This is a genomic window from Colwellia marinimaniae, from assembly GCF_002207865.1.
Classification (GTDB): domain Bacteria; phylum Pseudomonadota; class Gammaproteobacteria; order Enterobacterales; family Alteromonadaceae; genus Colwellia; species Colwellia marinimaniae.
On record NZ_BDQM01000008.1, the window covers coordinates 1 to 26,024 of the forward strand.

Here is a 26,024-nt window from a genome sequence, read left to right on the forward strand (position 1 = left end):
CAGAGTACACAGAGGCGCGTTGCGCTACACAGAAAGAACGAATAATAAGGATTAAGTCAGTTGTACTTAATCATTAAATCACTACCTCTGTGTTTCTCAGTGTCCTCTGTGGTGAAAATTCACTGATAACACAATAATAAATACTGAAACAAAGACATGCTAAATATTATCATTCCAGATCCAGGTTTAAGAGAGTACGGTGGCCATCATCCAGCCATGATCAACGCTATCGCCAATACTCAAGCGGTTATCAAAGGGGATATGCATCTAGAGGTCTATTGCAATAAAGCATGTGCTAATGATTTCATTACCGCAACTCAAACAAAGCAAGTCACCATAAAAAAACATTTTACTACCGACTTTTACCAATACTTTTATCAAAGCCCAAGCCTAGCAACGTTAAATGGTTATATTAACCAACTAAGCAAAGAATACTTAACTGTATTTGAACAACACGCTAGTAGTGAAGAACAAGGTAAGGTTAGTGAAAAAAACAACAAAACGTTATTTCTATACCACACCCTGAACTGGGAACACGCTATAGCGTTAGGCTCTGCTATTGCAATTTATAACAAGCGTCACAATACACCATTGCATCATTGTGTATTTTTAATGTTTAATCCGATTAAATACAACGAAAAGGGGGAATTGAATAACCAACATTTTTTAAACTTTAAATTGGGTTTTTCACTCCTAGCAAAGCAGAAGTTTGTGCAATATTATGCCGCGGAAGAAGAGCTACAACAAAGCTATCATTACTTATTTACCGGCAAAAACTTCACAGATAACCACTTTACAGGTGAAACAAACCACCAGCAAAACAATAAAGTTATCCCCATTCACCCTTGTGGCTTATTAAGTCAGTACAACAATAAGGTTAAAAAAGTAAAAAGAGTTATCCTTTTTACCGGCGATGCCAAAGTAAATAAAGGCTTCTTAACGCTGCCTGATTTAGTGGGAAAAATAATACAAGAAATTACTGACAGCGATGTGGAATTTGTTATCCAATACACTATTACCAACGATGGTGCAGCATTAAAACAAACAGATAACAGTTTACAGTTACTGGCAAAAGCGGATAGTCGAATTAAACTCACCACACGTTTTTGGAGCCATAGCGAGCTGCACGAAAACTTTGCCAAAGCGAACAGTATTCTATTTAATTACGACAGTTTAATTTATAAAAATCAAAGCTCAGGTATATTATGGCTAGCCGCCTCTTACCACCTCAACATGGTGTTTTTAACATCGAATTGGCTTATGCGAGAAGCTGATAAACTTGACTGCCATTATAGCTATTGCAGCAAGAACGTTTTTTCACAAAAAACATACAAATATCTTATGCAAAACAGTAATGTTTTTGATAAAGTATCGGGAAATAACTACCGTAAACAATTGTTTCAAGACATTGGTGGGTGGCTACTTAAGACCAGTATGAATATAAGGAGCTAAATAAACTTATATCCGTCATCTTTGTTATATTCGTCATCTTCGAAGTATTTGATCGAAGACCCAGTATACCTATAGCGCAAATAATCATAGCTAGGACATGAATTACGCATGAGTACTTTTTTCGATAATAAAAATAACAGTGATATAGGGAAACTTATTCACGTAGGTGCGGGCAATGGTATAGAACTAAATGACTATGTAACCCAAAGTTTTGCTGTAATACACTTATTAGAGCCTATCCCAAAAGTATTTAAGCAGTTACAAAGCAAAATTAATAAGCTGAATAAAATAAATGTTCAATGTAATATATCAGCATTCAATGTTGCCCTATCTAATACAGCTAGTACGTCAAATACAGAACAAAAAGAACAAGCCTTTTATATAACCTTACCTAATAGGTACAGCAGTTTACATAAAGCAGATAAACTAAAAAATCTTTTTCAAAACTTAAAAACGGAGCAAGAAATAACCGTTAAAATAATAAGTTTTTCTGACTTAGTAAAAAAAGCCAACTTAGATAAAAATAAACAAAATGCCTTGGTGCTTCAAATTAATGGCAGCGAGTTTGATGTGATAGCACAAGCTGAAACCGACGATCTCATGATGTTTTCTAGTATTGTCATTCAGCAGGCTAAAAATAATTACTTTGGCCAAGCTAAAGAAAACACCAATTTAACAGCGCTAATGGAAAGCAAAGGCTTTCAACTGGCTATAGAAGCCGACAATGATGTAGTGTTCAGTAACTTAGTCTTTCGTAAAGATGAAAGAGCGCTTGAATTAAAAGCACTGAATGAAAAAAATGAAGCACAAAAAGCATGTATTAGTGAACTCGAAGCAAAATTAAAAGCCAGTAACGAAACTAAAACAGCGAAAGCCACGGAATCGAATCAGTTAACAGACCAAAACAAAAACAAAGCTACTCGTATAGCCGAGCTTGAAAATCAGCTTAAAGCAAGTAACGAAGCTAAAACAGCGAAATCCACGGAATCGAATCAGTTAACTGAGCAAAACAAAGTTAAAGCTACTCGCATCACCGAACTTGAAAACCAATTAAAAGCCAGTACCGAAGCGAAAACCACTGAAACAACTAAAGCTAACCAGTTAACCGAGCAAAATCAAGCCAAGGCAAAGCGTGTTACCGAGCTTGAAAATCAATTAAAAGCCAGTAACGAAGCGAAAGCCGCTGAAGCAACTAAAGCTAACCAGTTAACCGAGCAAAACCAAGCCAAGGCAAAGCGTGTTACCGAGCTTGAAAATCAATTGGAAGCCAGTACCGAAGCGAAAGCCGCTGAAGTTACTAAAGTTAATCAGTTAACCGAGCAAAACCAAGCGAAGGCAAAGCGAGTTACCGAGCTTGAAAATCAATTAAAAGTCAGTAACGAAGCGAAATCCACTGAAGTAACTAAAGCTAACCAGTTAACCGAGCAAAACCAAGCGAAGGCAAAGCGAGTTACCGAGCTTGAAAATCAATTAAAAGTCAGTAACGAAGCGAAATCCACTGAAGTAACTAAAGCTAACCAGTTAACCGAGCAAAACCAAGCGAAGGCAAAGCGAGTTACCGAGCTTGAAAATCAATTAAAAGTCAGTAACGAAGCGAAAGCCACTGAAGTAACTAAAGCTAACCAGTTAACCGAGCAAAACCAAGCTAAGGCAAAGCGTGTTACCGAGCTTGAAAATCAATTAAAAGTCAGTAACGAAGCGAAATCCACTGAAGTAACTAAAGCTAATCAGTTAACCGAGCAAAACCAAGCTAAGGCAAAGCGTATAGCCGAAGTTGAAAATCAATTAAAAGATAGTAACGAAGCGAAAGCTGCCGAAGCAACTAAAGCTAACAAGTTAAATGAAATAATCAAAGCCAGAGATACTCGAATTGGGCAGCTTAAAGAGAACCTAGAGTTGAAAGGTGAACAAGAAACATCTAATAAATTAGACGCTTTAATGGAGCAAATACAGCAACAAAGTAGTGAAATAAAGAAGAATCAAGAGGGGTTGATTTCAAGACTGAATTATGGATTTAATAACACAGTAAAGCAGGTGGAATCATTTATAGGGGTGCAAAGTTACCTTGAAACAGGACAGCTAGCCATGGAATATCATGGTTGGCCTATTAGTAGTGACGTCGCTCTATTTCTATTAGGTAAGATAGAAAAAAACAACTACGATCTCATCATTGAATTTGGTAGTGGTACATCAACACAGTTATTTGCCAAAGCCATTAATAATCATGTTAAAGCACAGAATAGCCATATTGAGGATGACTTAGCATTTATTGGCCAAGATAAAAGAGATTCTGCTGAACTTGCAACGTTACCGCTTGAGCTGCCTAATAGAATAGTCACATTTGAGCATAATAAAAAATACTATAACAAAACCAAGTCTGAACTCGAAGCTAATAAATTATCACATTTAGTTGACTTAGTTCATGCTCCTTTAATTGAAATGAAAATTGAAAATGAAGATTATCTTTATTATTCATGTGAAAATAAATTGTCACAGTTAGCCGCAATCTATGCAGAGCGCACTGCTAGAATATTAGTATTGATAGATGGACCTCCCGGTGCAACAGGTCCTTTAGCGAGATTACCAGCAGTACCGTTACTTTTGAATTACCTAGGTAAACATCAGCTAGATATCGTTCTTGATGATTATAACCGACAAGAAGAGAAAGAAACTGTTGGCCGTTGGAAGAAGCAATTTGAAAAGCGCGATCTTGATTATGAAGAAGAAACGGTACCGTGTGAGAAAGGTGCTTTTTTCTGTCGAATTAATCCTTAGTTGATATAAGCTCATGAAGGAAAAAAAATACCCTGGCGGCTGGATTAAACATGGGAATGTGTTTGCATTTCCGCATCGTTGGCAAATTCCCGCCAAAACAGAGTTATGGGCTTATGAAAAGTGTTTAGAACTAGAAAATGTTAATATATATGAGCAGTTTTTTTGCTTCCCCTGGGCGGGATTAGTTGATTGTTTAAATCATAACCAACCAACTAAAGCGAAGTTTTTTATAGATGCCCTTAATGTAGCACCTCCTAAAATAGCGGTAAAACGCATAACATTTTGTCAGCATATATATGCATTAGATCTAATACCTTTCTTCAAAAAGTTAGGCGTTACTGACATATATTGGTCTCATAAAATAAAAGGGCAAGACGAAATAGAAGGTATAAAACTTCACCCATACCCTTTATACCCGGTAATGCATTTCAAGCGGAATAAGCCATATAGTAATAAGCCATTGTCTGAGCGTAAATACTTATATAGCTTTATAGGAGCGTATCAACCTGACTTATATTTAACAGAAGTAAGAAAATGGATTTTTGATTTACCAAAGTTGGACAATACCATTGTTATTGAACGCAGCGAATGGCACTTTGAACAAGATGTGTATAGAAACCAACTTCTTGGAGCTACTGAAAATGAAGTTAGGGGAAATGTGCGCAAGCAGCATGAAAAAGAATATATTGATGTAATGCAAGAAACTATTTTTTGTTTGTGTCCTTCAGGTAGTGGTCCAAACTCAATAAGGTTTTGGGAGGCAATCAAGTTTGGTTGCATACCTGTTTTATTAAGTGACACCTTGGAACTGCCTGAAGATGAGATTGGAGACATTATATTGCTAGATGAGACCTCTCAATTGGTCATGGAATTACCCCGTACATTAGCTTTGGAAAAAGAACGCTATTTAGAGAATAGATAATAGATAGATAATTAATGTTTTTAGATATATGGATTTAAAAAGAATGAAAAGTAATGATTTAAAGTTAGCAAATGAACTTTTCCGTAATAAAAAATTTGAAGAAGCACTAGATAAGTATAATGCGTTTTCTAGTGAAAATGATACTTTAGAAGTTAGTGTTAACTATTTTAAAAATATAGTACAAAAAAAAATAGAATTAAAATTAAGTGGCAATTCAACCCCGCTGCCTCAAGAAGACCATTTAGCCATTAAAATACATGATGAAAAATACCTAACGACAACTTTTCTTGCTACGCCATTAAACTTTTCCAAAATAACAGCAAATATAAATAACTATATAAAAAGTGAAAAATATCACTGGGCTAACTTTATTTTATCAAAAATCATTGAAAGTGAACCTGATAATATAAAATTTTTATTCTTGAAAGCTCAGTTAATGTTTGCCGTTCAAGCATATCAAAAAGCTATTAAAATTTGTGATCAAATTATAAGTTTGGATTCTGAGTATCGTGGTGCTTATCAAATTGCAGAACAGGCAAGCATTGAGGTAGAAGAGTTTGATAATGCAAATAATTATTTTTTGTCCCAACCTCAAGTAGATTATAGTGATGATTGCCGAGGTAGAGGAGATAATCCAGTATTACCATCTGGATTTATCGTACAGCCAGTAAATGGTAATGGAAATGATTATTCACATATATCAGAACAGATTGAAGTCTTTAAGTCTAATAACTCTAACTATACCAAAAAAGCTTCTGTGATTGTCACTGTCTATAATCGAAGTGAAATTTTAGCAAATACTTTAGCAGCGCTTACACACCAAACTTATCCAATGGAGTTGATTGAAGTTATTGTTATTGATGATGGTAGTTGTGACGATGTTGCAGGTGTAGTGAAAAAGTATGAAAATAAAATTGACATAAATCTTATAAGGCAACCTGACAAAGGGTATAGGTTAGCTCGAGCACGTAATCTAGGGTTAAAAATTTCGAGGGGCGAAGGCATCATTTTTATGGATGCTGATATTCTTCCTTTACCGACAGATATTGAAAACTACATGCGAGCAATACATGTTACAACTAACGCGGTTTTAATAGGCCATAGACGTTATGTTGATGTATCTCAAGTTAATGATGATCAAATTCTTAAGGATATTGAAATCGTAGCAAATTTGCCAACCATCAACCCAAATAATGATGTTGCCGGCAGAAAATGTGATGAAGGGTTCTCTGTTGATTGGAGATATGAAGCATACAAAAACACCAATTATTTAAAAACTGATCTATGGCCATTCAATAAAGCTTCAGGTGGAAATATCGCTTTCTCTAAAGAGTTATATGAAAAAGCAGGTGGCATAGATGAGGATTTTGAAGCTTGGGGCTGTGAAGATGGAGAACACGGCTTTAGAATGTTCAACGCCGGCGCATATTTTATCCCAATGTTAGAAATTGAATCTATCCACCAAGAACCTATTAATGATTTAGGCGAAGAAAGCTTTGCAGATGGGGAAAGCTTTCGCTCCAAAGGACATAAAATAACCCAAAAATTATTGGAACAAAAATGTCCCGCTATATATAGCCGAAAATATACAAAAGGTAAAAGCTACGAAGTCCCTAAGGTATCGATTTATATCCCAGCTTATAATGCTGAAAAATATATTGTAGAAGCCGTTCAAAGTTGCCTGAATCAAACGTTTAAAGACCTTGAAGTTGTCATTTGTAATGATGGCTCTACTGACTCTACAGAAGCATTACTACAACACCATTTTGGTAATAAAACTAATGTGAGGTGGGTAAATAACAAAAATGGCGGTATAGGTACTGCTACCAATACAGCAATAACACTTTGTAAAGGAATATATGTAGCGCAGCTTGATGCAGATGACACGTTAAAAAAAGATGCCGTGATGGAATGTATCAAGATTTTAGATCATAAAAATATTGATGCTGTTTATACCGACTGTGAATACATAAATTCTAACAGCGAATATGTCAGAGATGGTTGGTGTGGCGGTGAATTTAAACGTTCTTGGATGGCCACATCAATGATTGCGACACACTTTCGCATGTTTAAGCGGAGAGTTTGGGAGCGAACTATAGGTGCCAATGAAAACATTAAGAATGCTGTAGATTTAGATTTATGGCTTAAATTTAATGAAGTGGCTGTAATTGAGCATATTCATAAGAAACTATACCAATATAGATGGCACGGTAAAAATACATCTATCGCAAACAGGAAACAGCAAGAATTTAATCATTTAAAAGTTGTTAATGACAGCTTTAAGCGCTTAGGGTTAGATGAATTTTGGGAAGTAAAAAAAATTGATAACAAGCTAAACCCTAGAGATTTTAAAGTAGTAGCGCATGATTATTCAGTAAACTTCAGCGATATTTTCTTTTTAATTCCCACATGTGAAAAGTATAGCCATAAAACAGATGCTGTTAGAAATACTTGGAAAGCAGATTTACCAAGCTTTGGAGTAAACTCTTTATTTTTAATGGGTGACGAATCGTTAAATGAAAGCAAAATTGTTGGCGATGTATTATATGTTCCGTGCCCAGATAATTATGAATCATTATTATTAAAGTTAGCGTTAGGTTATCAGTTTATATATAGAAATTTTAACTTTAAATATGTAATGAAAATTGATGATGATTGTTTTCCCGATCTAGATAAATTTGATAAAAAAATCATTCCGCAATTATCAGGCAAACAATATCTTGCTGGTGCCACACATCCCAAAGGTGCGCCAATGAATGATAAATGGCATTTTGGTAAATGTTCTGATAGCAAGTTTGATAAACAATTTAAGTTTAACGTGTCTCCAATCGAGTTTGGCAAAGGAGGCTATGGCTACTTTTTAAGAAAAGATATTTTACCTGCTATTTTCGGAGAAATAAGCGCCTTCAAGCAAGAGTTGCAAGATGGAGTCTATTCCTATGAAGACTTTAGAGTAGCTGAAATCTTAAATAGTAAAAATATACACGTAGTGCATGCAACAGATTATAATGTTGAAGCCAGTACAAGTGAAAACCTAAAGGATTATACATTGGTTTTTGATATCACTAATACGACAAAGTTTTCAGAACTTCAAAATAAAACAACAGCTGATTTAAAGGATTGATTTTGATAAAAATATTTATGTTACCCGAATGTTCAGGGGTGGTAAATGTGGTAAAGACACACTTCGATGGTAAAGAGTTACAGTTTGTTGTAGCACCTGAACATGCCGATATAGCTGTTTCATCTAATATTCATAGCCTTGTAAAATTTGCTAAAGAAAAATGCTTTTCAGGGCATTTGTTATTATGGACAAATGAGCCGAGATGGAATTCGAATACCGAAAAGTTTGTTATCAATGGAGGGTACAAAATTTTCATTATGAATGGCTTTTCAGGTGATATTTTTGTTGACCCTTTTCATTATCTTTGGGTTGGTAAATATAAACAAATAGATTTATTAACAGAGCAAGAATATGATGAGCGATATAGCGATATTTATAAAGAGCTTGTTTGTTTGGCATCAGAGCATGGAGATGGTAAGCCTTTTATAATTAATGGTGTTGATTGCGATCTATATACTTTAAGACGTGAAATAGCCCTGTATGCTAACAGAATAAATCAATGTCATATATATGGTGCGGGTTGGCCTGACGGGGTGATTTCAGATGAATCTGAATGTGGCAGGCTTAAGCATAATTCATGGGGAAGTTGGGAAGACAAAAAATTGCTGCTACTTCAAAGTGGACGATTCAACCTAGCTTTTGAAAATACGGTATATAAAAATTATATTACCGAAAAATTTTGGCATCCTATAATGGCAAAGGTTTTACCTGTTATATATGAAGGGGATTCAGGTATTTCTACCGTATTTCCTAAAGGGACTTTTGTCAACTATTGTGACTTCGAGAGCCCTGAGGCATTGATGGTCTTCTTATCGGAGATGACAAAGTCAGAATATGTAGAACGAGTAAATAAAACAATTGAGATATACAATAGCTTGATGACAGATAGTACGATTTTAAAAAATAGCCGTTTAAAAATGGCTAGTAATTTTGTTGAAAAAGCAAAAGTTATCCAAAATGACTAATTAAGAGAAGTATAAATGACTGTAAAACCAACTGATGTAAGTGACTTTTTTAGTATAAGTTATGGGACAGTGAATTATTCTATTTATATCTCTAAAAAATATAAATATATATATATTGAAACTCCAAAAGTGTGTTGTTCTACAATTAAAAGAACACTTGTGAGTTATGAGATAGCGCCTAGAGTAATTAATGATGGAGAAAGCGTACATATTGCCGCCACTAAAGAGCTAGCTTCAATTAAGGATTATGATACATTGAGTGAATTGCTTAGCAATGATGAGTATTTTAAATTTTGCTTTGTGAGAAACCCATATTCTAGACTTTTATCATGTTATTTAAATAAATTTACTCATGAGAATTCACATTACGATGATTGGGCTAAAAGCATTGGACTCGATGCTAATGTACCTATTAGTTTTGATGACTTTGTTGCAGCTTTAAATAAGGGGGATAACCTAAAAGTTAATGGACATTGGACTCCTCAAACAGAATTATTGGGCTTTGATGTAAATGGTTTTAAATTTGATTTTATTGGTCGGATGGATGATTTCAAAACAGATTTTGAATTGGTCAAAAATAAGATATTTAATTTACAGAGAAACACTACATTTGAGAAAGATAACCGTTCATCAGTAACCTCTGCAGGTAAAAAGGTAGAAAGTTATTTGACGGATAAAACAACAGAAATAATTCAGGACATGTATAAAGATGATTTTGATAATTTATTATACAGCCCAGATCCATTTTTTGTTAAAAGCTAATGAGTTACTTTTTTGTTATGAGATTTTGAATGGTAGTTCGTAAAACTTGGTTAAAGGAGCTTAAAAAGCTATCTGATCCTGTATTAAAGGCAGCTGCAAATAGCTCGCTTAAATCTTCTATGAATATTACGTCTGGCGGTTATTTAGATCGTGCTAAGTTTGCTCCGTTAGAGGTTGTCTCTAGGTTATTATGCAGCATATCTATTTGGCTTGAACTCTAAGGCCGAACATAAGGTTAACTGTTTTATGAAAACATTGTATTTACATATAGGAACTGGAAAAACGGGGTCAACTTCGATCCAAGAAACTTTCAGATCGCTAAAGAATAAAAATTATTTATTCCATTGTAGCCAGAGCGGGGTTAAGGAAGAAAGATGGGACACCCCTATCTTTGACTGCTTAAAATAGTGCACTAAACTTGAGTTAATTAATCCTTTTATTGTAGGGGACGTGATAATGACTCAGCCGAGAAAACAACAGGTTTGTTTAGAAGCAACACCTTATTAAAAAAGATGGGACACCCCCATTTTTGACAGCTTAAAATAATGTACTAGACCACTTCAACTTGAGTTAATTAATCATTTTATTGTAATCAAAAGATGGGACACCCCCAACTTTGACAGCTTGAAATAATGTACTAGACTTGAGTTAATTAAAAGATGGGACACCCCAATCTTTGACAGCTTAATATAAAAGATGGGACACCCCCATCTTTGACAGCTTAAAATAATGTACTAAACTTGAGTTAATTAATCATTTTATTGTAGGGGAAGTGATAATGACCCAGCCGAGAAAACAACAGGTTTGTTTACAAGCAACACCTTATTATCACTGTATTTGTCGTTGTGTCCGTCGTGCTTTTTTGTGCGGTGAAGATCAAGTAACCGGACAAAATTTCGATCATCGTAAGCAATGGCTTGTTGATAAAATTACGAATTTATCAACCATTTTTGCTATTGAAATTTGTGCCTATTCGATTATGAGTAATCATTATCACTTGGTGCTAAAAGTTAATAAAGGTTTGGTGTCGCAATGGAATGATAAAGAGGTTGCTTTACGGTGGATGCAGTTATTTAAAGGCCACGTATTGGTTGACCGTTGGTTAAGTGATATTAAAACGTCACAAGCTGAAACGGATAAAGCGCTTGAGTTTATTTCAATATGGCGAGAGCGTTTATATGATTTAGGTTGGTATATGCGCAGCTTAAATGAAAGTATTGCGGTGCAGGCGAATAAGGAAGATAACTGTAAAGGAAGGTTCTGGGAAGGTCGCTTTAAATCACAAGCGTTATTAGACGAAACGGCTTTGTTGGCTTGTATGGCTTATGTTGATTTGAATCCTGTAAGGGCCGCAATATGTGATACTCCCGAACATTCTGATTTTACCAGTGTTCAACAACGACTTTATTCACTTAAAAAGGCAACTAAGTCGCAAACCGTTCAGCCTGCAACATTATTGCCGTTTACGGGGTATGATCCCCATAGTAAAACACAGCAAGGATTACCTTTTAAATTATTTGATTATTTATCACTCGTTGAGTGGACTGGAAGATGTGTTCGTGATGATAAACGAGGATTTATTCCAGCAGATATAAAACCTTTGTTTGAGCGTTTATCGATAAATGAAGAGGATTGGTTAACGGTAATTAAAGAATTTAATCGTCACTTTATCAGTGCGGCTGGTAATAAAGCTAAATTAGCGTTGTGGGCACAGCAAACAAATAGAAAATGGTGTGCCACTCATGGCGATATGCAGTTGTATCGGGGTTTGTAGGTTGCGTTGAGTGAAGGTAACATATTTTATTAACTAACTTGCAATGGTAATGCGGTTGCATTACCATTGTAATGCGAGTCTAATATTATGGAGGTTACTATGATTCAAGCAGCCTTAGAAGCTGAATCGACATTAACAGAGCGATTTCAAACAACCGTACCTCGTGTTGTTCGTCAAGCACTACACTTGAATAAAAAAGATAAAATAAAGTTTATCATTCAACCAAATGGTAGTGTTTTACTGTCTCGTGTTGAACCGATAGAAAATGATCCTGTTGTTGAATCGTTTTTAGCTTTTGTTGCAAGCGATATGCAAAAACATCCTGAAAAGCTGCAGCCGCTTACTGCAAATATGCGTGATAGCGTTGAATTATTAACCACGGATATTCAAGTAGATTTAGGGGCGCCATTATCTGATGATGATGAATAGCTTTGTCTGATAATACCGCTATTGTTATTAATGGCTGGACGTTATACACACACCCATTATTTGTTGAACAATATGAACTTTTAGAGAAAAAAGTCGTCGGGCTCAAGGCAAAAGATCCTATTGGTTACCTCAAAAAAAATGACACCAAGAGGCTAGCGGCTATCCATAAGTTAGCATATGAAGTTATCCCGCAAGATCCAACAAAAACGGATTATCGCCAAGGTAAAACATTAGGAGATAAAAACAAGCACTGGTTCAGAGCTAAGTTCTTTCAGCAGTACCGATTGTTTTTTCGGTACGATATCCAATCAAAGGTAATTATCTATGCTTGGGTTAATGATGATAGCAGCAAACGAGCTTACGAAAGTAAAACAGATGCTTATAAAGTATTTGCGAGAATGTTAAAATCTGGTAAGCCACCTGATAGTTGGGAAGATCTTTTAAAAGCTTCAAAAAGATCCCTCAGGGTCAGGTCTTGAATTTTGTTCTTTTATTACTTCGGCTGGCACTATTCACAAATAAGTCGACTTATTGCAAAAAAAAAGATAGGACAGCCCGAGCTTTAACAAACGCGAATCAAAATTTTAAGAAACGTCCTGATATAATTTAACTATAGGTCAAAACTTTAAAATTATTGACCTTAGATCCTTTGCACCCCTCATTGAGCTTTCATTGATAAAAAATAAATACTGTCATTCAATTTCTATCAATATACACTATAGAGTATATTGATATTGAAATTAATGGGTGATGGTAATTTAGTGCTTATTGATGTTGGCGATCACGATATATAGACTCATTAGAAAATAATTACACTACTAATAACGAGTAAACATAATAATGAAAAAAGCATTAATCACCGGTGTGACCGGCCAGGACGGCTCATACCTAGCCGAATTTTTATTAGAAAAAGGTTATGAGGTACATGGTATAAAACGCCGTGCTTCATCGTTAAACACCGAGCGTGTTGATCACATTTATCAAGATCGTCATGAAACAAATCCACGTTTCTTTTTGCATTATGGTGATTTAACGGATAGCTCAAATTTAACTCGTATTATAAAAGAAGTTCAACCTGATGAAGTGTATAACTTAGGTGCCCAATCGCACGTTGCGGTATCGTTTGAATGTCCTGAATATACCGCTGATGTAGATGCCTTGGGCACATTGCGCTTACTTGAAGCTATTCGGTTTTTAGGGCTTGAAAAGAAAACTAAGTTTTACCAAGCATCTACTTCTGAGCTTTATGGTGAAGTACAAGAAATACCACAAACAGAAACAACGCCGTTTCATCCTCGTTCGCCTTATGCCGTGGCAAAAATGTACGCTTACTGGATAGTGGTTAACTACCGTGAATCTTACGGTATGTATGCTTGTAATGGTATTTTGTTTAACCATGAATCACCACGTCGTGGTGAAACCTTTGTCACTCGAAAGATAACCATAGCAATTGCCAATATTTCACAAGGATTACAGTCATGTTTATACCTAGGTAATATGGATGCTTTACGCGATTGGGGTCATGCTAAAGATTACGTACGTATGCAATGGATGATGTTGCAACAAGACGTAGCAGACGATTTTGTAATTGCTACCGGTAAACAAATATCAGTACGTGAATTTGTCCGTATGTCGGCCGCTGAAGCAGGAATAATACTTGAGTTTAGTGGTAAAGGGCTTGATGAAGTTGCAACAGTGGTTGCTGTTGAAGGCGATAACGCTCATGGTGTTAATGTTGGTGATGTTATTGTAAAAGTTGACCCACGTTACTTCCGCCCTGCAGAAGTTGAAACCTTATTGGGTGACCCTTCAAAAGCTAAAGAAAAACTAGGTTGGACACCCGAAATTACCGTTGAAGAAATGTGTGCTGAAATGGTACAACATGATTTAGGTAAAGCTAAACAGCATGCTATTTTGAAGTCTCATGGTTATGATGTTTCGGTGGTAAAAGAGTAATTAAAGATTTTTTACCACAGAGGGTGTAGAGGCGCTTCGCGCTGCACTGAGATGAGATTGAACGTGTTGGTTGTTAAACCTTAATTATGGTTATTTTTCTCTGTGTAACTCTTAGAGCTCTGTGGTTCATACTTATTTAAGTGATTTTAAAATGAAAAAAATATTTATAGCAGGCCATCGTGGCATGGTTGGTTCGGCGATTGTTCGCCAATTAGAACAACAAAATGATATTGAAGTTATTGTTCGTACTCGTAGTGAGCTTGATTTAACTAATCAGCAAGCGGTACGTGATTTTTTTGAAACTGAAAAAATTGACCAAGTATATTTAGCTGCCGCTAAAGTGGGTGGTATTGTGGCTAATAATACTTACCCAGCTGACTTTATTTACGAAAATTTAATGATTGAATGTAACATTATTCATTCAGCTCATTTATCGGGTATTCAGCAGTTATTATTTTTAGGCTCTTCTTGTATTTATCCTAAACTTGCACAGCAACCAATGCAAGAAACCGCTTTGTTAACTGGCACCTTAGAAGAAACCAACGAGCCTTATGCGGTCGCTAAAATAGCCGGTATTAAACTATGTGAAAGTTATAACCGTCAGTATGGTCGTGATTACCGCTCGGTAATGCCTACCAACCTTTACGGCCCACATGATAATTTTCATCTTGAAAACTCCCATGTTATTCCTGCTTTATTACGCCGCTTTCATGAAGCCAAACTTAATGGCGATGTTGAAGTAGTAGCCTGGGGTAGTGGTAAGCCGATGCGTGAATTTTTGCATGTGAGTGATATGGCAGCCGCTTCAATTCACGTGATGAATTTAGATAAAGCCGTATATGATAAAAACACTGAACCAATGTTAAGTCATATTAATGTCGGCACCGGTGTTGATTGTACTATTCGAGAATTAGTTGAAACGGTTGCTAAGGTAACCGGCTTTGAAGGTAATATCGCCTTTGATGCCACTAAACCCGATGGTGCTCCACGTAAGTTAATGAATGTTGATAGGTTAGCTTCGTTAGGCTGGAAATACAGTTATAGTTTGGAAGAAGGTTTACAAGATGCTTATCAATGGTTTTTAGCTAACCAAGATAACTTTCGTGGTTAGTTAGAGCATTTTACCACAGAGAACGCAGAGGCGCTGCGCGCTACACTGAGAAGAGATTAAAATAAAATAGCTTTGTAATAAGATCTTTATTAGGTCTTCTCTGTGAAACTCGGTGCCCTCTGTGGTGATTGAACTAAAGATTTAACCACAGAGAACACATGAAATAACAGCGGCAGGTCTTACGCTTTTAAGAGTGCTATTTAAAGTGCTCTTTATTGTGCTATTATATTTAGAGCTATAAAAATTTAAAAGGATAGGTTGTATGAATTCAATAACAGCCAATGAGTTAAAACGTAATGGTGTTGCTGGTATCGAAAGAGTTATGTTAGCTAGTCATGATAGCAGTGTTATGGTTGATGTAAGAGGTAAAACAAAATATGTTATTTTGTCTGCTGACGAATTCAATCAATATCGAGAGTATCAACTTGATCAAGCCATTAAGGAGGCTGAGCAAAGTTTAGCGAATAATGAGTTTGAGATAATAAAAAATTTCGATGGTTATGCCCAGGTATTAGAAAAAGAAATTAAAGATGGCATTTGAAATCATTCGACCAGATTCGTATGCAAAACGTGAGCGAAAATTTTTTAAAAAACATCCTGAATTAATTAAGCAGTACGTTAAGACCTTAACCTTACTATCACTTAATCCACAACACCCTTCTTTAAGATTACATGCGATCACCAATAAACAGTGTCATTCTGTTTCAATTAATATGCAGTATCGAGTGCTATTGACGCTGAAGTTACTGGATGATGGGAAATTAGTGCTTATCGATGTTGGTGATCACGGTATATATTCACATTAGTGATTTAAATCAACACGAATTTATCGGATTAGTTTTTACAAATGACTCTTATCTTTTTAATTTACCCTAATTCGATATGGGTAGCAGCTTCACTTTATGTAATGAATTTAAATAAAACATTTATGATGAAGACACCGAATCCATGCTTAGGCACATAAATGTGGGTACATTTGAAGATGTATTGAAAGATACGTATGAGTGATTTTTAGCTAACCAAGATAACTTTCGTGGTTAAGCTGGAGAAAGGTTTGCACCATAGAGAACACAGAGTCATGTATTTAGCAAAAGAAACTTTTAAAACGGTTATCGCATCAACCCCCTTGATTTCAATTGATCTTGTTATTAAAAATACTAAAGGTGAATATTTACTCGGTTATCGCACCAACCAACCCGCTAAATATTTTTGGTTTGTTCCTGGGGGACGAATTTTAAAAGATGAAGCAATGGACGATGCTTTTATTCGCTTATGTAAGAATGAACTGGGTTTAAGCGCTGTTCGTCATGAGGCCAAATTTTTAGGACCTTATGAGCATTTTTATCAAGATTATGTTTTTGGAGATGATGTTACTACCCATTATGTCGTACTGGCTTATGAAATTATTGTAGAATTAGAACTTTCTGAATTGCCTAATGAGCAACATAACGAATATAAGTGGTTCACTAAAGCAGAACTACTCACACGTGATGATGTTCATTTACACAGTAAATGGTATGTTGGTTAATGAAAGTTATACTTTAAGATCATGGATTCCCGACAATATACCTCGGGAATGACGGGTTTTAGTGAATAAGTTCAATATTTTAATGGTTTGGCGTTATTGTTTACATTAGAATGCTAGAGCTTTCCATTTAAGGATTATACGGTTTAGGTATGTTCAAAAAATTAGTGAAAAAAGTTATTCAACATAAAAGTCCGCTAGATGCTTACCGTTATCATATTGATAATGTCAACGAAAATGTAATTTCTGGTTGGGCACATAAAATAGGTGATGGTAATTATACGGCTAACATTGAAGTACGTAATAATAACGTTATTTTGTTTACCACCAAAGCAAATATAGCCCGTGAAGATTTAAAAGCGGCTGCAATTGGCTCTGGGCAATATGGTTTTTCAATAGATCCTACAAAGATTAAACCTGAACAAGATGTTAATACTATTGATATTTTTATCGATGGTCTTAAAGCTAATGCGAAACCTCTTCCTTTAACTTTATCTGCTACAAAGCAAAAGGAACCTAAACAAGAGAGTGTTTCTGATGAACTTTCTGCGTTTGGTGTTTCTGTTTCGCAAGAGTTACAACGTTTGACTGACGAGATAAGCTCGCAGAATGGCAATGCGGTGAATGTGGCTATTGAGAATATAGCCTCGTTGTCAGTACGTGTTGAGGTTATTGAGCAAATATTGACTAAGCATTTTGCTAGTAAGTAATTATAACTGAAAACTGGATCCCCGATTAAGACACCACGGGGATGACGAACAAAGGTTTGGGGATGCCAGCTTTTTGGAGTGATTTGGTAACACTGGGTACAGGAGAATATGCGTCAAGATAATTGCTCCTGCATTATCTTCATAAGTGGCATCCATGCCACGTCTGCATTCTATAATAAGTTGCATTGATGCAACGTCCGACCAGAGCGCTCGGGTATGACGACGTTAGGTTTTGGTATGACTGTGGGGAAGTAGGGCACTTGTCTTTATTATTGAAAGGTAGGCTTTTTGTCATTCCCGAAGTGTCTAGTCGGGAATCCACTGTTTAAATACACAAGCACTTCTTTTAATTCGTTCAAGCAAAAAGTATGAAGACAGGCATTCTACAATCAGTAAGTTTATTGCCAAAACATTAAAGGATAGTTAGGTGTTAAAGCGATTAAAGCGATTAAAGCAAAAATTACAAAGTATCAAATTCAAAAAACAAATCAGTAAAAGCGCCTTTGTTTCAGAATCATTGTATAGCCCAACTTCTACGGAGCAATTATATCAAGGTTACATCGATTGGGTTGATTCGGAATTCATTTGTGGTTGGGTTTATTCGGCAGATAAACCAAATGAGCCAATAGAGTTTAAATTGCTGCTAGAAGGCAAAGAATTATTACAAAATTCAGCAGATTTATACCGTGAAGATTTGGAAAAAGTTGGCTTTGGTAATGGCGTACATGGCTATTGCTGTCACCATGATTTATCAGCTGAGAGCCTTGTAGGTAAAGTACTGCAACTAGTTACCCTTGATAATACACTTATTGGTAAACCCTTTAAGGTCCCCTCAGAGACCCCGGTAACTATATCCGTAAAAAAAGTGATCTCAGAGCATTATTTATTTGTATTTAACATCGAAGCAAGTGAAGCTGAAAATGTAACCTTTCAGCTCTTTCATAACAACAATCGTTTTTGGCAGGGAGCCAGCACTTTAAAGAAAGGTAGTAATCGATTAGAGCTACCCGTATGTGCCGATATTGTGAATGGTACTAATAGTACCATTACGCTAGGGTTGCTAGGTGTGTTAGGGCAAACGAAGATCATTTGGCAGCAAGAACTTAATGTTTCAGCATTAGCGGTAAAACGCTATTTTTCATTGAGGAATAAGGCTAATAAACCTGTTATTGTGATGATAGATCGCAGTATACCAAAGCCTGATCAAGACGCTGGCTCATATGCTGCGGTTCAAGAAATTCGTTTATTACAAGCACTCGGATTTCATATTATATTTATACCCGATGATTTTACTTATTCGCCAAAATATACCCCGCAGCTGCAGGCTATGGGCGTAGAAGTACTTTTCTCTCCCTATTTTTTACATAGTGGTGATGCACTCACCTCGGTATTACCTTCTGTAAGTGCCGTTTACATCACTCGCTATCATTATGTTGAAAAACATATTAAAACGATAAAAGCATTCTCAACTACGTTGCCCATCATTTTTAATAATGCTGATCTGCACTTTTTAAGAGAAATAAGACAAGCCAACGCACTTGATGATGAAGATTTGTTGCAAAATGCAATGAAAACACGTGATCGTGAAGTAAAAGTAATGAAGCAAGTTGATGCTATTTTGTCTTACAGTGAATTTGAGCATGCTGTTATTACTTCACACATTTTGCAAAGTAAGAATATACATAAGTGCCCTTGGGTGGTTGAAGTTCCTAGCCAGAGTGCATGTTTTAATGCAAGAGAGGGGGTAGCTTTTTTAGGTGGCTATGAACATACTGCCAATGTTCAGGCAGTTGAATTTTTTATTGAACAGGTTATGCCACTTTTAAGAGAGAAAGGCGAAGCCATTAAGGTGTATATTTATGGTAGCCATATGCCTGAATCTTTTTATCAATATGCGTGTGATGATGTGCATATAAAAGGTTATGTAGAATCACTTGATGATGTGTATTTAAAACATCGAGTATTTATTGCGCCTTTATTTTTTGGTGCTGGCGTAAAAGGTAAAGTATTAGCGGCCGCAGCTTATGGCATGCCCTGTGTGTTATCGCCTATTGCTATAGAAGCCACTGGCTTAGTACATAATGTTAGTGCTTTAGTGGCTGAACATGCAGATGAGTGGGCTGAATATGTAAGTCGACTGTATTTTAATGAACAAGAGTGGAATTTTATCGCAGAAAAACAGCAAATAATGGTGAAAGAGTCTTATTCATTTGAGAAAGCAAAAAGTATGATGAAAGGAATTTTACAATCAGTAAGTTTATTGCCAAAAACATAAAAATATGATTAGTGACGGGGTCAGGTCATGTATTTTGAAGTAATACTAATTGCACTAAGTTATTGCCACTGTGCTGATTAAAATACCCCAGACTATGTTGCCCTCAATTCCAATAGCCGGCTATTGGTTATTAATAGAGCGCCTTGATGCAAGTAGGATAGCGTTATGATGTGGCTAATGATATTTATGGTAGAATGCATGGCTACAATTAGACGTTAACTAGGTGTTAGTTAGGCGTTATTGGGCCCTAGTATTTTAGATAGAATTTTTAATGAGTAGAAAAGTGATAAATAGAATTAAACAAACGTTAACGAAGCAAAAAAAACAGCTGAATACCATTGATAAAAGTCATTATATTGGACGAGTCGATGAAATGTTCCTGCCGCTAGTGCGTGGCTGGGCCGGTTGTACAGATAGCACCGAGGCGCATTGGGTTAAAATCACTAAAGGCGAAGAGTGCCAAGTGGTGTTGGCGAACAAACCTCGTGCCGATGTCTTTAAGGCTGGTTTGTTAACCTATGAAAATTGCGGATTTAGTGCCAAATTTGCAGATAATAATATCGCCCAAGCGCATATCGAAATATTAGTGTCTGTTAAGCCGGTATCCCATAGTCAACCGAATTATAAAAACCGTAAACTGTTTTTTTTGCATATTCCCAAAACCGCAGGCAGCTCGGTAAATCACAGTTTGCAAAACCAGTTAAAGGCAGTGCCAACCTATACTCATATTGAGGGGATACCTGAGCGTTGGCAGCAGTTATTAGATGCTCGTTTCTTGTCGGGACATATCACTTATCCTGTTTATAAAAAATCATTTGCACCGGCTAATTTTATTCTAGCGGCCTTTTTTCGGCAGCCTTATCGGCATTTGGTTTCACATCTAAATTGGGTACGGCACCTAATGGAGCCAGAAAAGAAAGAGTTTTTATTAACTCATCCTCTGGTCGTACAGCAGATAGCGGATAAATTATCTACCTTGAATTTTTCTTCCATTGCCTCTTGGCAGCAGTTTGTTAAACAGCTGAAACCTATACAGTATGGCTTATTTGATAACTTACAGGTTCGATATTTAGCCGATATAAAACCGTCAGAAAGGGTGAATGAACAGCATTTAAAACAAGCGCTAACTCGCTTGAAAAATATTCAGTTAGTGGGCATCGCAGAAAAGTTTAATGAATCAATGGTGGTTATTCACCAAGCGATGGGCTTTGATGCGCCAGTTGAGAAAAATGTTCGCAGTAATGTGAATAGTTTTAGTTATGGTGCAGATTCTTCTGATGTTAATTTTCAGCAAGCGGTTGAGCCTTTAGTTAAATTTGATCGACTTTTATATCAACAGGCATTGTTGCAATTTTCGCAACAACAGATCAAGTTTGCATAAGGGTGATCGCGTGAAATTAAAGCAAATATTGTCATATAAAACTAAGCAAAGACTTAAAAAACTTAAACCGCTATATGCGCTGTATCATCGTTTTGTTACCTGGAAAATGACTAAAGCGCGTTATAACCCTTATACACATTGGGTCAACCATATTGAACCTAATTTGTGGCAAGCGGTTGTCGATGATCAGAAAATGCTTATTTCAGTGGTAGTGCCTATTTATAACCCGCCGAAAAACTTTTTGAAAAAGTGTGTCGATTCGGTGCTGGCGCAAACCTATGGCAATTGGCAATTGGTACTGGTTGATGATGCATCGACCGATAGTCGTGTCAAAAAATACTTAAAAACCTTGTCTGATCCGCGAATCAAGGTTATTTATGCACAACACAATGGTCATATTAGCAAAGCGACTAATATGGGCATAGAAGTGTGTGAAGGTGATTTTATTGCTTTGTTAGATCACGATGATTTATTGGCGCCGCAAGCGTTAAATGAAGTAGTGGCGGCTATTGCGGCTAATCCAAACTGGCAGTGGTTATACAGTGATGAAGATTTTATTAATGAAAACGGGGCACGTGTTGTTCCACATTTTAAATCGGATTGGAATCCATTCTTACTGCATGCACATAACTATATAACGCACTTCTGTGTTTACAAATCTGATTTATTAAAAACCCTTAAAGGCTGTCGGGTTGGTTTTGAGGGTGCTCAAGATTATGATCTTGCTTTACGCGCTTCAGAGGTTTTATCATCACAACAGATAGGTCATATTAGTAAAATACTTTATCACTGGCGTATGCATGAAGGATCTACTGCTTTAAATAGTGATGCAAAATCTTATACTGTTGCCTTAGGTAAAAAAGCCTTAACTGAACATCTGCAACGTAAGTCAATTAACGCGGTTGTTGACTATGGCAATTTAGATAATTATTTTCATGTGAAATATAAGCCTTTAGCTTGGCCTAAAGTATCTATTGTTATTCCTACTCGCGATCATAAAAGGGTACTGGAAACCTGTATTCGTAGTATTTTGCAAAAAACGGACTACCCCGATTATGAAATTGTTGTTATGGATAATCAAACATCGGATCTTGATGCATTAAGCTATTTGTCTACGATAAATAAGTTAAAAAATATAAATGTTTTTAAGCACGATAAAGTTTTTAATTATTCGGAAATCAATAATGTAGCCGTAGCTAAGGCGAATGGTGAAGTTGTTGTTTTATTAAATAATGATACGGAAGTTATTAGCCATGATTGGTTGTTACAACTGGTGGGGCTAGCAATGCAACCGGATGTAGGGTGTGTGGGAGCTAAGCTTCTTTACCCTGATCAGAGTATTCAACATGCGGGCATTGTGATGGGCTTAGGTGGTTACGCTGCGCATTCTCATCGCCGCACTCCTGAAGGCTCTAATGGCTATTTTAATCGCCCTCATGTGAATCAAGTTATGTCGGGTGTTACCGGTGCCTGTCTGGCTATTCGAAAGCAAACCTATCTTGCTGTTGGCGGTTTGGATACTGATTTTCAAGTTGCTTATAATGACGTTGATTTTTGTTTAAAGGTAAAAAGTTCAGGTTTTTATAACGTATATTGTGCCGGCGCACAGTTATATCATTTTGAGTCAAAAACACGCGGTGATGATGGCGAAAGCGCAGATAAAGTGCAACGTTTTGATAAAGAAAAAGCCTTGTTGCTAGACCGCTGGCAAGCAGAAATTGAACATGATCCCTATTACAGCCCGCATTTAACCAGAGATGCTGAAGACTTTACTATACGGTTACGTTATTGATTTATAAGCAAAGAACAAAAATATAAAAATCGTCATCTTCGAAGACACAAGCGCGAATAAATTCCCGCCTACGGAGATGACGAACAAAGGTTTGCTGTACTTACGGATAAAATGTTTCTGGTAGATGGTAGCGGCGCAGCCGCTGTTTTGCTAATAAGTAGCATCGATGTCATAAGGAACAAGCGCGAATAAATTCCCGCCTACGGAGATGACGAACAAAGGTTTGCTGTACTTGCGGATAAAATGTTTCTGGTAGATGGTAGCGGTGCAGCCGCTGTTTTGCTAATAAGTAGCATCCATGCCATAAGGTACAAGCGCGAATAAATTCCCGCCTACGGGAATGACGAACAAAGGTTTGCTGTACTTGCAGATAAAATGTTTCTGGTAGATAGTAGCGGTGCAGCCGCTGTTTTGCTAATAAGTAGCATCGATGTCATAAGGAACAAGCGCGAATAAATTCCCGCCTACGGAGATGACGAACAAAGGTTTGCTGTACTTGCGGATAAAATGTTTCTGGTAGATGGTAGCGGTGCAGCCGCTGTTTTGCTAATAAGTAGCATCCATGCCATAAGGTACAAGCGCGAATAAATTCCCGCCTACGGGAATGACGAACAAAGGTTTGCTGTACTTGCAGATAAAATGTTTCTGGTAGATAGTAGCGGTGCAGCCGCTGTTTTGCTAATAAGTAGCATCGATGTCATAAGGAACAAGCGCGAATAAATTCCCGCCTACGGAGATGACGAACAAAGGTTTGCTGTACTTGCGGATAAAATGTTTCTGGTAGATGGTAGCGGCGCAGCCGCTGTTTTGCTAATAAGTAGCATCCATGCCATAAGGCACAAGCGCGAATAAATTCCCGCCTACGGTAGAGTGCCCGTAGAGAGAGTGCTTGTAGGCGTGATTTCAATCGCGCAGGGTTACGAATTAAATTTAAGAACAAGCGCGAATAAATTCCCGCCTACGGGAGAGAACGCCGAAAGTCCATTAGTAAACTATATTTCCCTTGTTTTATGTACAGCTACGGGACTAGAATAGTTGCGATAGCCGATAGCCGATAGCGAAAAGAATGATTAAATTACAAAACATTACTAAATATTACCCCTCTGATCTGGGTAAACAATATATTTTTCGTGATATTAATTTCGAGATTCCCGCCGGTCATAATATTGGTATTTTAGGCTCTAACGGTGCCGGTAAGTCGACACTTTTTAGACTGCTAGCAGGCAGTGAATATCCCAATAAAGGTAAAGTGATTACCGACAAAGCGATATCTTGGCCTGTGGCGTTAGCAACCGGCATTCATCCGCAGATGACGGGCCGTGAAAACACCCGCTTTATTGGCCGAGTTAATGGTGTGGCTGATTTAGATGAATATGAAGAGAAGGTTAAAAGCTTTGCTGAGTTAGGTATTAAGTATGACTTGCCCGTACGAACCTATTCTAGTGGTATGCGCTCCCGCCTTGCCTTTGGTTGTTGTATTGCTATAGATTTTGATATTTATCTCATTGATGAAGCAACGTCTGTTGGCGATCAAAAATTTCGACAAAAAGCCCGCCAAGCACTATTAGAAAAACGTAATACGGCTAACGTGATTATGGTTAGCCATGAAATTAAAGAGATTGAAGAGTTTTGTGATAGTGCCATTGTTTTACATGACGGTAAGTTAACTTTTTATGCTGACCTCCAAGAAGCGATAGAAATTTATAAAAGCCTTTAAGCTACATACCTCTGTAGTTTACTCAGGAACTCTTTGTAAACGTCAGGAGAATATGCTCCTGCATTCTCTAATAAAGTACTTCCTGTACCGTCTGCATTATCTAATAAGTCACATCCATGGCATAAGGCATAAGGTACAAGCGCGAATAAATTCCCGCCTACGGGGATGACGAACAAAGGTTTGCTGTACTTGCGGATAAAAATGTTACTGGTAGATGGTTGGGGCGCAGCCGCTGATTTGCTAATAAGTGCCATCCATGGCACGTCCGATTAAAACACCACGGGGATGACGATCCTAAGCCAAGTGCATCGGCATGTTAAACTAACATCCTAAACCGCCAGTTCTTATTAACTATGCCAGTACTTTAAGGCATAATAATATATAACTGTATATATAACTGTATATGTAATTGTATATTGAAGGGAAATCATGAAAAAAAACAGATTAACTCACCTTAAAGCGCTAGAGGCTGAGTCTATGCATATTATGCGTGAGGTTGCCGCTGAATTTGATAATCCTGTGATGCTTTACTCGGTTGGTAAAGATTCATCGGTGTTATTGCATTTAGCACGTAAAGCTTTTTATCCAGGCAAACTGCCGTTTCCTTTATTGCATGTTGATACTAACTGGAAGTTTAAAGAGATGATCGCATTCCGTGATAAAATAGCGGAAAAACACGATCTTGAACTTATTGTTCATAAAAATCCTCGCGGCATGGAAATGGGCATTAGTCCTTTTGAGCATGGTAGTGCTACACACACAGATATCATGAAAACAGAAGGTTTAAAGCAGGCATTAGATGCACATGGTTTTGATGCCGCATTTGGTGGCGCACGTCGTGATGAAGAAAAGTCTCGAGCTAAAGAGCGTGTTTACTCTTTCCGTGATAAGAAGCATCGTTGGGACCCTAAAAACCAACGTCCTGAGCTTTGGAATACCTATAACTCAAAAGTTGAACGTGGTGAAAGCATTCGTGTATTCCCTCTTTCTAACTGGACTGAACTTGATATTTGGCAGTATATCTACCAAGAAGACATTGAAATGGTGCCACTTTATTTTGCAGCGAAGCGTCCTGTTGTTGAACGTGATGGTGCGTTAATCATGGTAGATGATGACCGTATGCCGATTAAAGAGGGTGAAAAGGTGGAGATGAAAATGGTGCGTTTTCGTACCTTAGGTTGTTACCCATTAACAGGGGCTGTTGAGTCTCAAGCAACCACATTACCTGAAATTATCCAAGAGATGTTATTAACTAAAACATCTGAGCGCCAAGGTCGTGTTATTGACAGTGATTCTTCGGGCTCAATGGAAAAGAAAAAGATGGAAGGTTATTTCTAAGCAAAGCCGATAGCAC

Annotated in this window: 20 protein-coding genes; all 20 read left to right on the forward strand. The window is 36.9% G+C overall.

Going from position 1 to position 26,024, the window contains the following annotated elements:
- Positions 1-156: 156 nt before the first annotated feature.
- The 20 genes from MTCD1_RS06610 (at position 157) to cysD (ending at position 26,008) form a co-directional block, all read left to right on the forward strand.
- Positions 157-1,452, forward strand: a complete 1,296-nt coding sequence (locus tag MTCD1_RS06610) for a hypothetical protein (RefSeq protein ID WP_057179525.1) — start codon at positions 157-159, stop codon at positions 1,450-1,452.
- A 108-nt stretch (positions 1,453-1,560) separates the two neighbouring features.
- A complete protein-coding gene (locus tag MTCD1_RS06615; protein WP_088568918.1) occupies positions 1,561-4,227 on the forward strand; it encodes a hypothetical protein in 2,667 nt (888 codons plus the stop codon).
- A 13-nt stretch (positions 4,228-4,240) separates the two neighbouring features.
- Positions 4,241-5,149 (forward strand): exostosin domain-containing protein, encoded by a 909-nt coding sequence (locus tag MTCD1_RS06620; protein WP_057179527.1) that lies wholly within the window; start codon positions 4,241-4,243, stop codon positions 5,147-5,149.
- Between the two features lie 43 nt (positions 5,150-5,192).
- Positions 5,193-8,273 carry a glycosyltransferase gene (locus tag MTCD1_RS06625; RefSeq protein WP_057179528.1) on the forward strand — a complete coding sequence of 1,027 codons (3,081 nt, stop codon included), beginning with the start codon at positions 5,193-5,195 and terminating at the stop codon, positions 8,271-8,273.
- A gap of 2 nt (positions 8,274-8,275) precedes the next feature.
- Complete coding sequence (locus tag MTCD1_RS06630; RefSeq protein WP_057179529.1) at positions 8,276-9,238, forward strand: glycosyltransferase family 10 domain-containing protein; 963 nt, start codon at positions 8,276-8,278, stop codon at positions 9,236-9,238.
- 15 nt (positions 9,239-9,253) lie between these two features.
- Positions 9,254-10,000 (forward strand): sulfotransferase family protein, encoded by a 747-nt coding sequence (locus tag MTCD1_RS06635; protein WP_057179530.1) that lies wholly within the window; start codon positions 9,254-9,256, stop codon positions 9,998-10,000.
- 778 nt (positions 10,001-10,778) lie between these two features.
- Positions 10,779-11,774, forward strand: a complete 996-nt coding sequence (locus MTCD1_RS06645) for a transposase (protein ID WP_057179532.1) — start codon at positions 10,779-10,781, stop codon at positions 11,772-11,774.
- Positions 11,775-11,873: 99 nt separating this feature from the next.
- Positions 11,874-12,203, forward strand: a complete 330-nt coding sequence (locus tag MTCD1_RS06650) for a type II toxin-antitoxin system PrlF family antitoxin (protein WP_057179533.1) — start codon at positions 11,874-11,876, stop codon at positions 12,201-12,203.
- Between the two features lie 2 nt (positions 12,204-12,205).
- Positions 12,206-12,682 (forward strand): type II toxin-antitoxin system YhaV family toxin, encoded by a 477-nt coding sequence (locus MTCD1_RS06655; RefSeq protein ID WP_057179534.1) that lies wholly within the window; start codon positions 12,206-12,208, stop codon positions 12,680-12,682.
- Between the two features lie 361 nt (positions 12,683-13,043).
- Positions 13,044-14,159, forward strand: coding sequence for a GDP-mannose 4,6-dehydratase (gene gmd, locus MTCD1_RS06660; protein ID WP_057179535.1), 1,116 nt, complete (start codon positions 13,044-13,046; stop codon positions 14,157-14,159).
- 151 nt (positions 14,160-14,310) lie between these two features.
- Positions 14,311-15,270, forward strand: a complete 960-nt coding sequence (gene fcl, locus MTCD1_RS06665; RefSeq protein WP_057179536.1) for a GDP-L-fucose synthase — start codon at positions 14,311-14,313, stop codon at positions 15,268-15,270.
- A 262-nt stretch (positions 15,271-15,532) separates the two neighbouring features.
- Entirely contained in the window at positions 15,533-15,811 is a 279-nt protein-coding gene (locus tag MTCD1_RS06670) for a hypothetical protein (protein ID WP_197410239.1), read from the forward strand.
- Positions 15,801-16,076, forward strand: coding sequence for a type II toxin-antitoxin system RelE/ParE family toxin (locus MTCD1_RS06675; RefSeq protein ID WP_057179537.1), 276 nt, complete (start codon positions 15,801-15,803; stop codon positions 16,074-16,076). Before MTCD1_RS06670 ends, MTCD1_RS06675 begins: the two co-directional genes overlap by 11 nt.
- A gap of 272 nt (positions 16,077-16,348) precedes the next feature.
- Positions 16,349-16,798, forward strand: a complete 450-nt coding sequence (locus MTCD1_RS06680; RefSeq protein WP_057179538.1) for a GDP-mannose mannosyl hydrolase — start codon at positions 16,349-16,351, stop codon at positions 16,796-16,798.
- A gap of 149 nt (positions 16,799-16,947) precedes the next feature.
- Positions 16,948-17,505 carry a hypothetical protein gene (locus MTCD1_RS06685; protein WP_057179539.1) on the forward strand — a complete coding sequence of 186 codons (558 nt, stop codon included), beginning with the start codon at positions 16,948-16,950 and terminating at the stop codon, positions 17,503-17,505.
- A 427-nt stretch (positions 17,506-17,932) separates the two neighbouring features.
- On the forward strand, positions 17,933-19,780 hold the full coding sequence (locus MTCD1_RS06690; RefSeq protein ID WP_057179540.1) for a glycosyltransferase: 1,848 nt from the start codon (positions 17,933-17,935) through the stop codon (positions 19,778-19,780).
- A 271-nt stretch (positions 19,781-20,051) separates the two neighbouring features.
- Entirely contained in the window at positions 20,052-21,161 is a 1,110-nt protein-coding gene (locus MTCD1_RS06695) for a hypothetical protein (RefSeq protein ID WP_057179541.1), read from the forward strand.
- Positions 21,162-21,171: 10 nt separating this feature from the next.
- A complete protein-coding gene (locus tag MTCD1_RS06700) occupies positions 21,172-22,953 on the forward strand; it encodes a glycosyltransferase family 2 protein (protein ID WP_143760091.1) in 1,782 nt (593 codons plus the stop codon).
- Positions 22,954-24,019: 1,066 nt separating this feature from the next.
- Positions 24,020-24,670, forward strand: coding sequence for an ABC transporter ATP-binding protein (locus tag MTCD1_RS06705; protein ID WP_057179543.1), 651 nt, complete (start codon positions 24,020-24,022; stop codon positions 24,668-24,670).
- Positions 24,671-25,099: 429 nt separating this feature from the next.
- A complete protein-coding gene (gene cysD, locus MTCD1_RS06715) occupies positions 25,100-26,008 on the forward strand; it encodes a sulfate adenylyltransferase subunit CysD (protein WP_057179545.1) in 909 nt (302 codons plus the stop codon).
- Positions 26,009-26,024 lie beyond the last annotated feature (16 nt).

What these genes read in the sequence shown, in the direction of transcription:
- MTCD1_RS06610 (WP_057179525.1), top strand. Translation starts at nt 157, where the DNA reads ATGCTAAATATTATCATTCCAGATCCAGGTTTAAGAGAGTACGGTGGC.
- MTCD1_RS06615 (WP_088568918.1), top strand. Translation starts at nt 1,561, where the DNA reads ATGAGTACTTTTTTCGATAATAAAAATAACAGTGATATAGGGAAACTT.
- MTCD1_RS06620 (WP_057179527.1), top strand. Translation starts at nt 4,241, where the DNA reads ATGAAGGAAAAAAAATACCCTGGCGGCTGGATTAAACATGGGAATGTG.
- MTCD1_RS06625 (WP_057179528.1), top strand. Translation starts at nt 5,193, where the DNA reads ATGAAAAGTAATGATTTAAAGTTAGCAAATGAACTTTTCCGTAATAAA.
- MTCD1_RS06635 (WP_057179530.1), top strand. Translation starts at nt 9,254, where the DNA reads ATGACTGTAAAACCAACTGATGTAAGTGACTTTTTTAGTATAAGTTAT.
- MTCD1_RS06645 (WP_057179532.1), top strand. Translation starts at nt 10,779, where the DNA reads ATGACCCAGCCGAGAAAACAACAGGTTTGTTTACAAGCAACACCTTAT.
- MTCD1_RS06650 (WP_057179533.1), top strand. Translation starts at nt 11,874, where the DNA reads ATGATTCAAGCAGCCTTAGAAGCTGAATCGACATTAACAGAGCGATTT.
- gmd (WP_057179535.1), top strand. Translation starts at nt 13,044, where the DNA reads ATGAAAAAAGCATTAATCACCGGTGTGACCGGCCAGGACGGCTCATAC.
- fcl (WP_057179536.1), top strand. Translation starts at nt 14,311, where the DNA reads ATGAAAAAAATATTTATAGCAGGCCATCGTGGCATGGTTGGTTCGGCG.
- MTCD1_RS06670 (WP_197410239.1), top strand. Translation starts at nt 15,533, where the DNA reads ATGAATTCAATAACAGCCAATGAGTTAAAACGTAATGGTGTTGCTGGT.
- MTCD1_RS06675 (WP_057179537.1), top strand. Translation starts at nt 15,801, where the DNA reads ATGGCATTTGAAATCATTCGACCAGATTCGTATGCAAAACGTGAGCGA.
- MTCD1_RS06680 (WP_057179538.1), top strand. Translation starts at nt 16,349, where the DNA reads ATGTATTTAGCAAAAGAAACTTTTAAAACGGTTATCGCATCAACCCCC.
- MTCD1_RS06685 (WP_057179539.1), top strand. Translation starts at nt 16,948, where the DNA reads ATGTTCAAAAAATTAGTGAAAAAAGTTATTCAACATAAAAGTCCGCTA.
- MTCD1_RS06695 (WP_057179541.1), top strand. Translation starts at nt 20,052, where the DNA reads ATGAGTAGAAAAGTGATAAATAGAATTAAACAAACGTTAACGAAGCAA.
- MTCD1_RS06705 (WP_057179543.1), top strand. Translation starts at nt 24,020, where the DNA reads ATGATTAAATTACAAAACATTACTAAATATTACCCCTCTGATCTGGGT.
- cysD (WP_057179545.1), top strand. Translation starts at nt 25,100, where the DNA reads ATGAAAAAAAACAGATTAACTCACCTTAAAGCGCTAGAGGCTGAGTCT.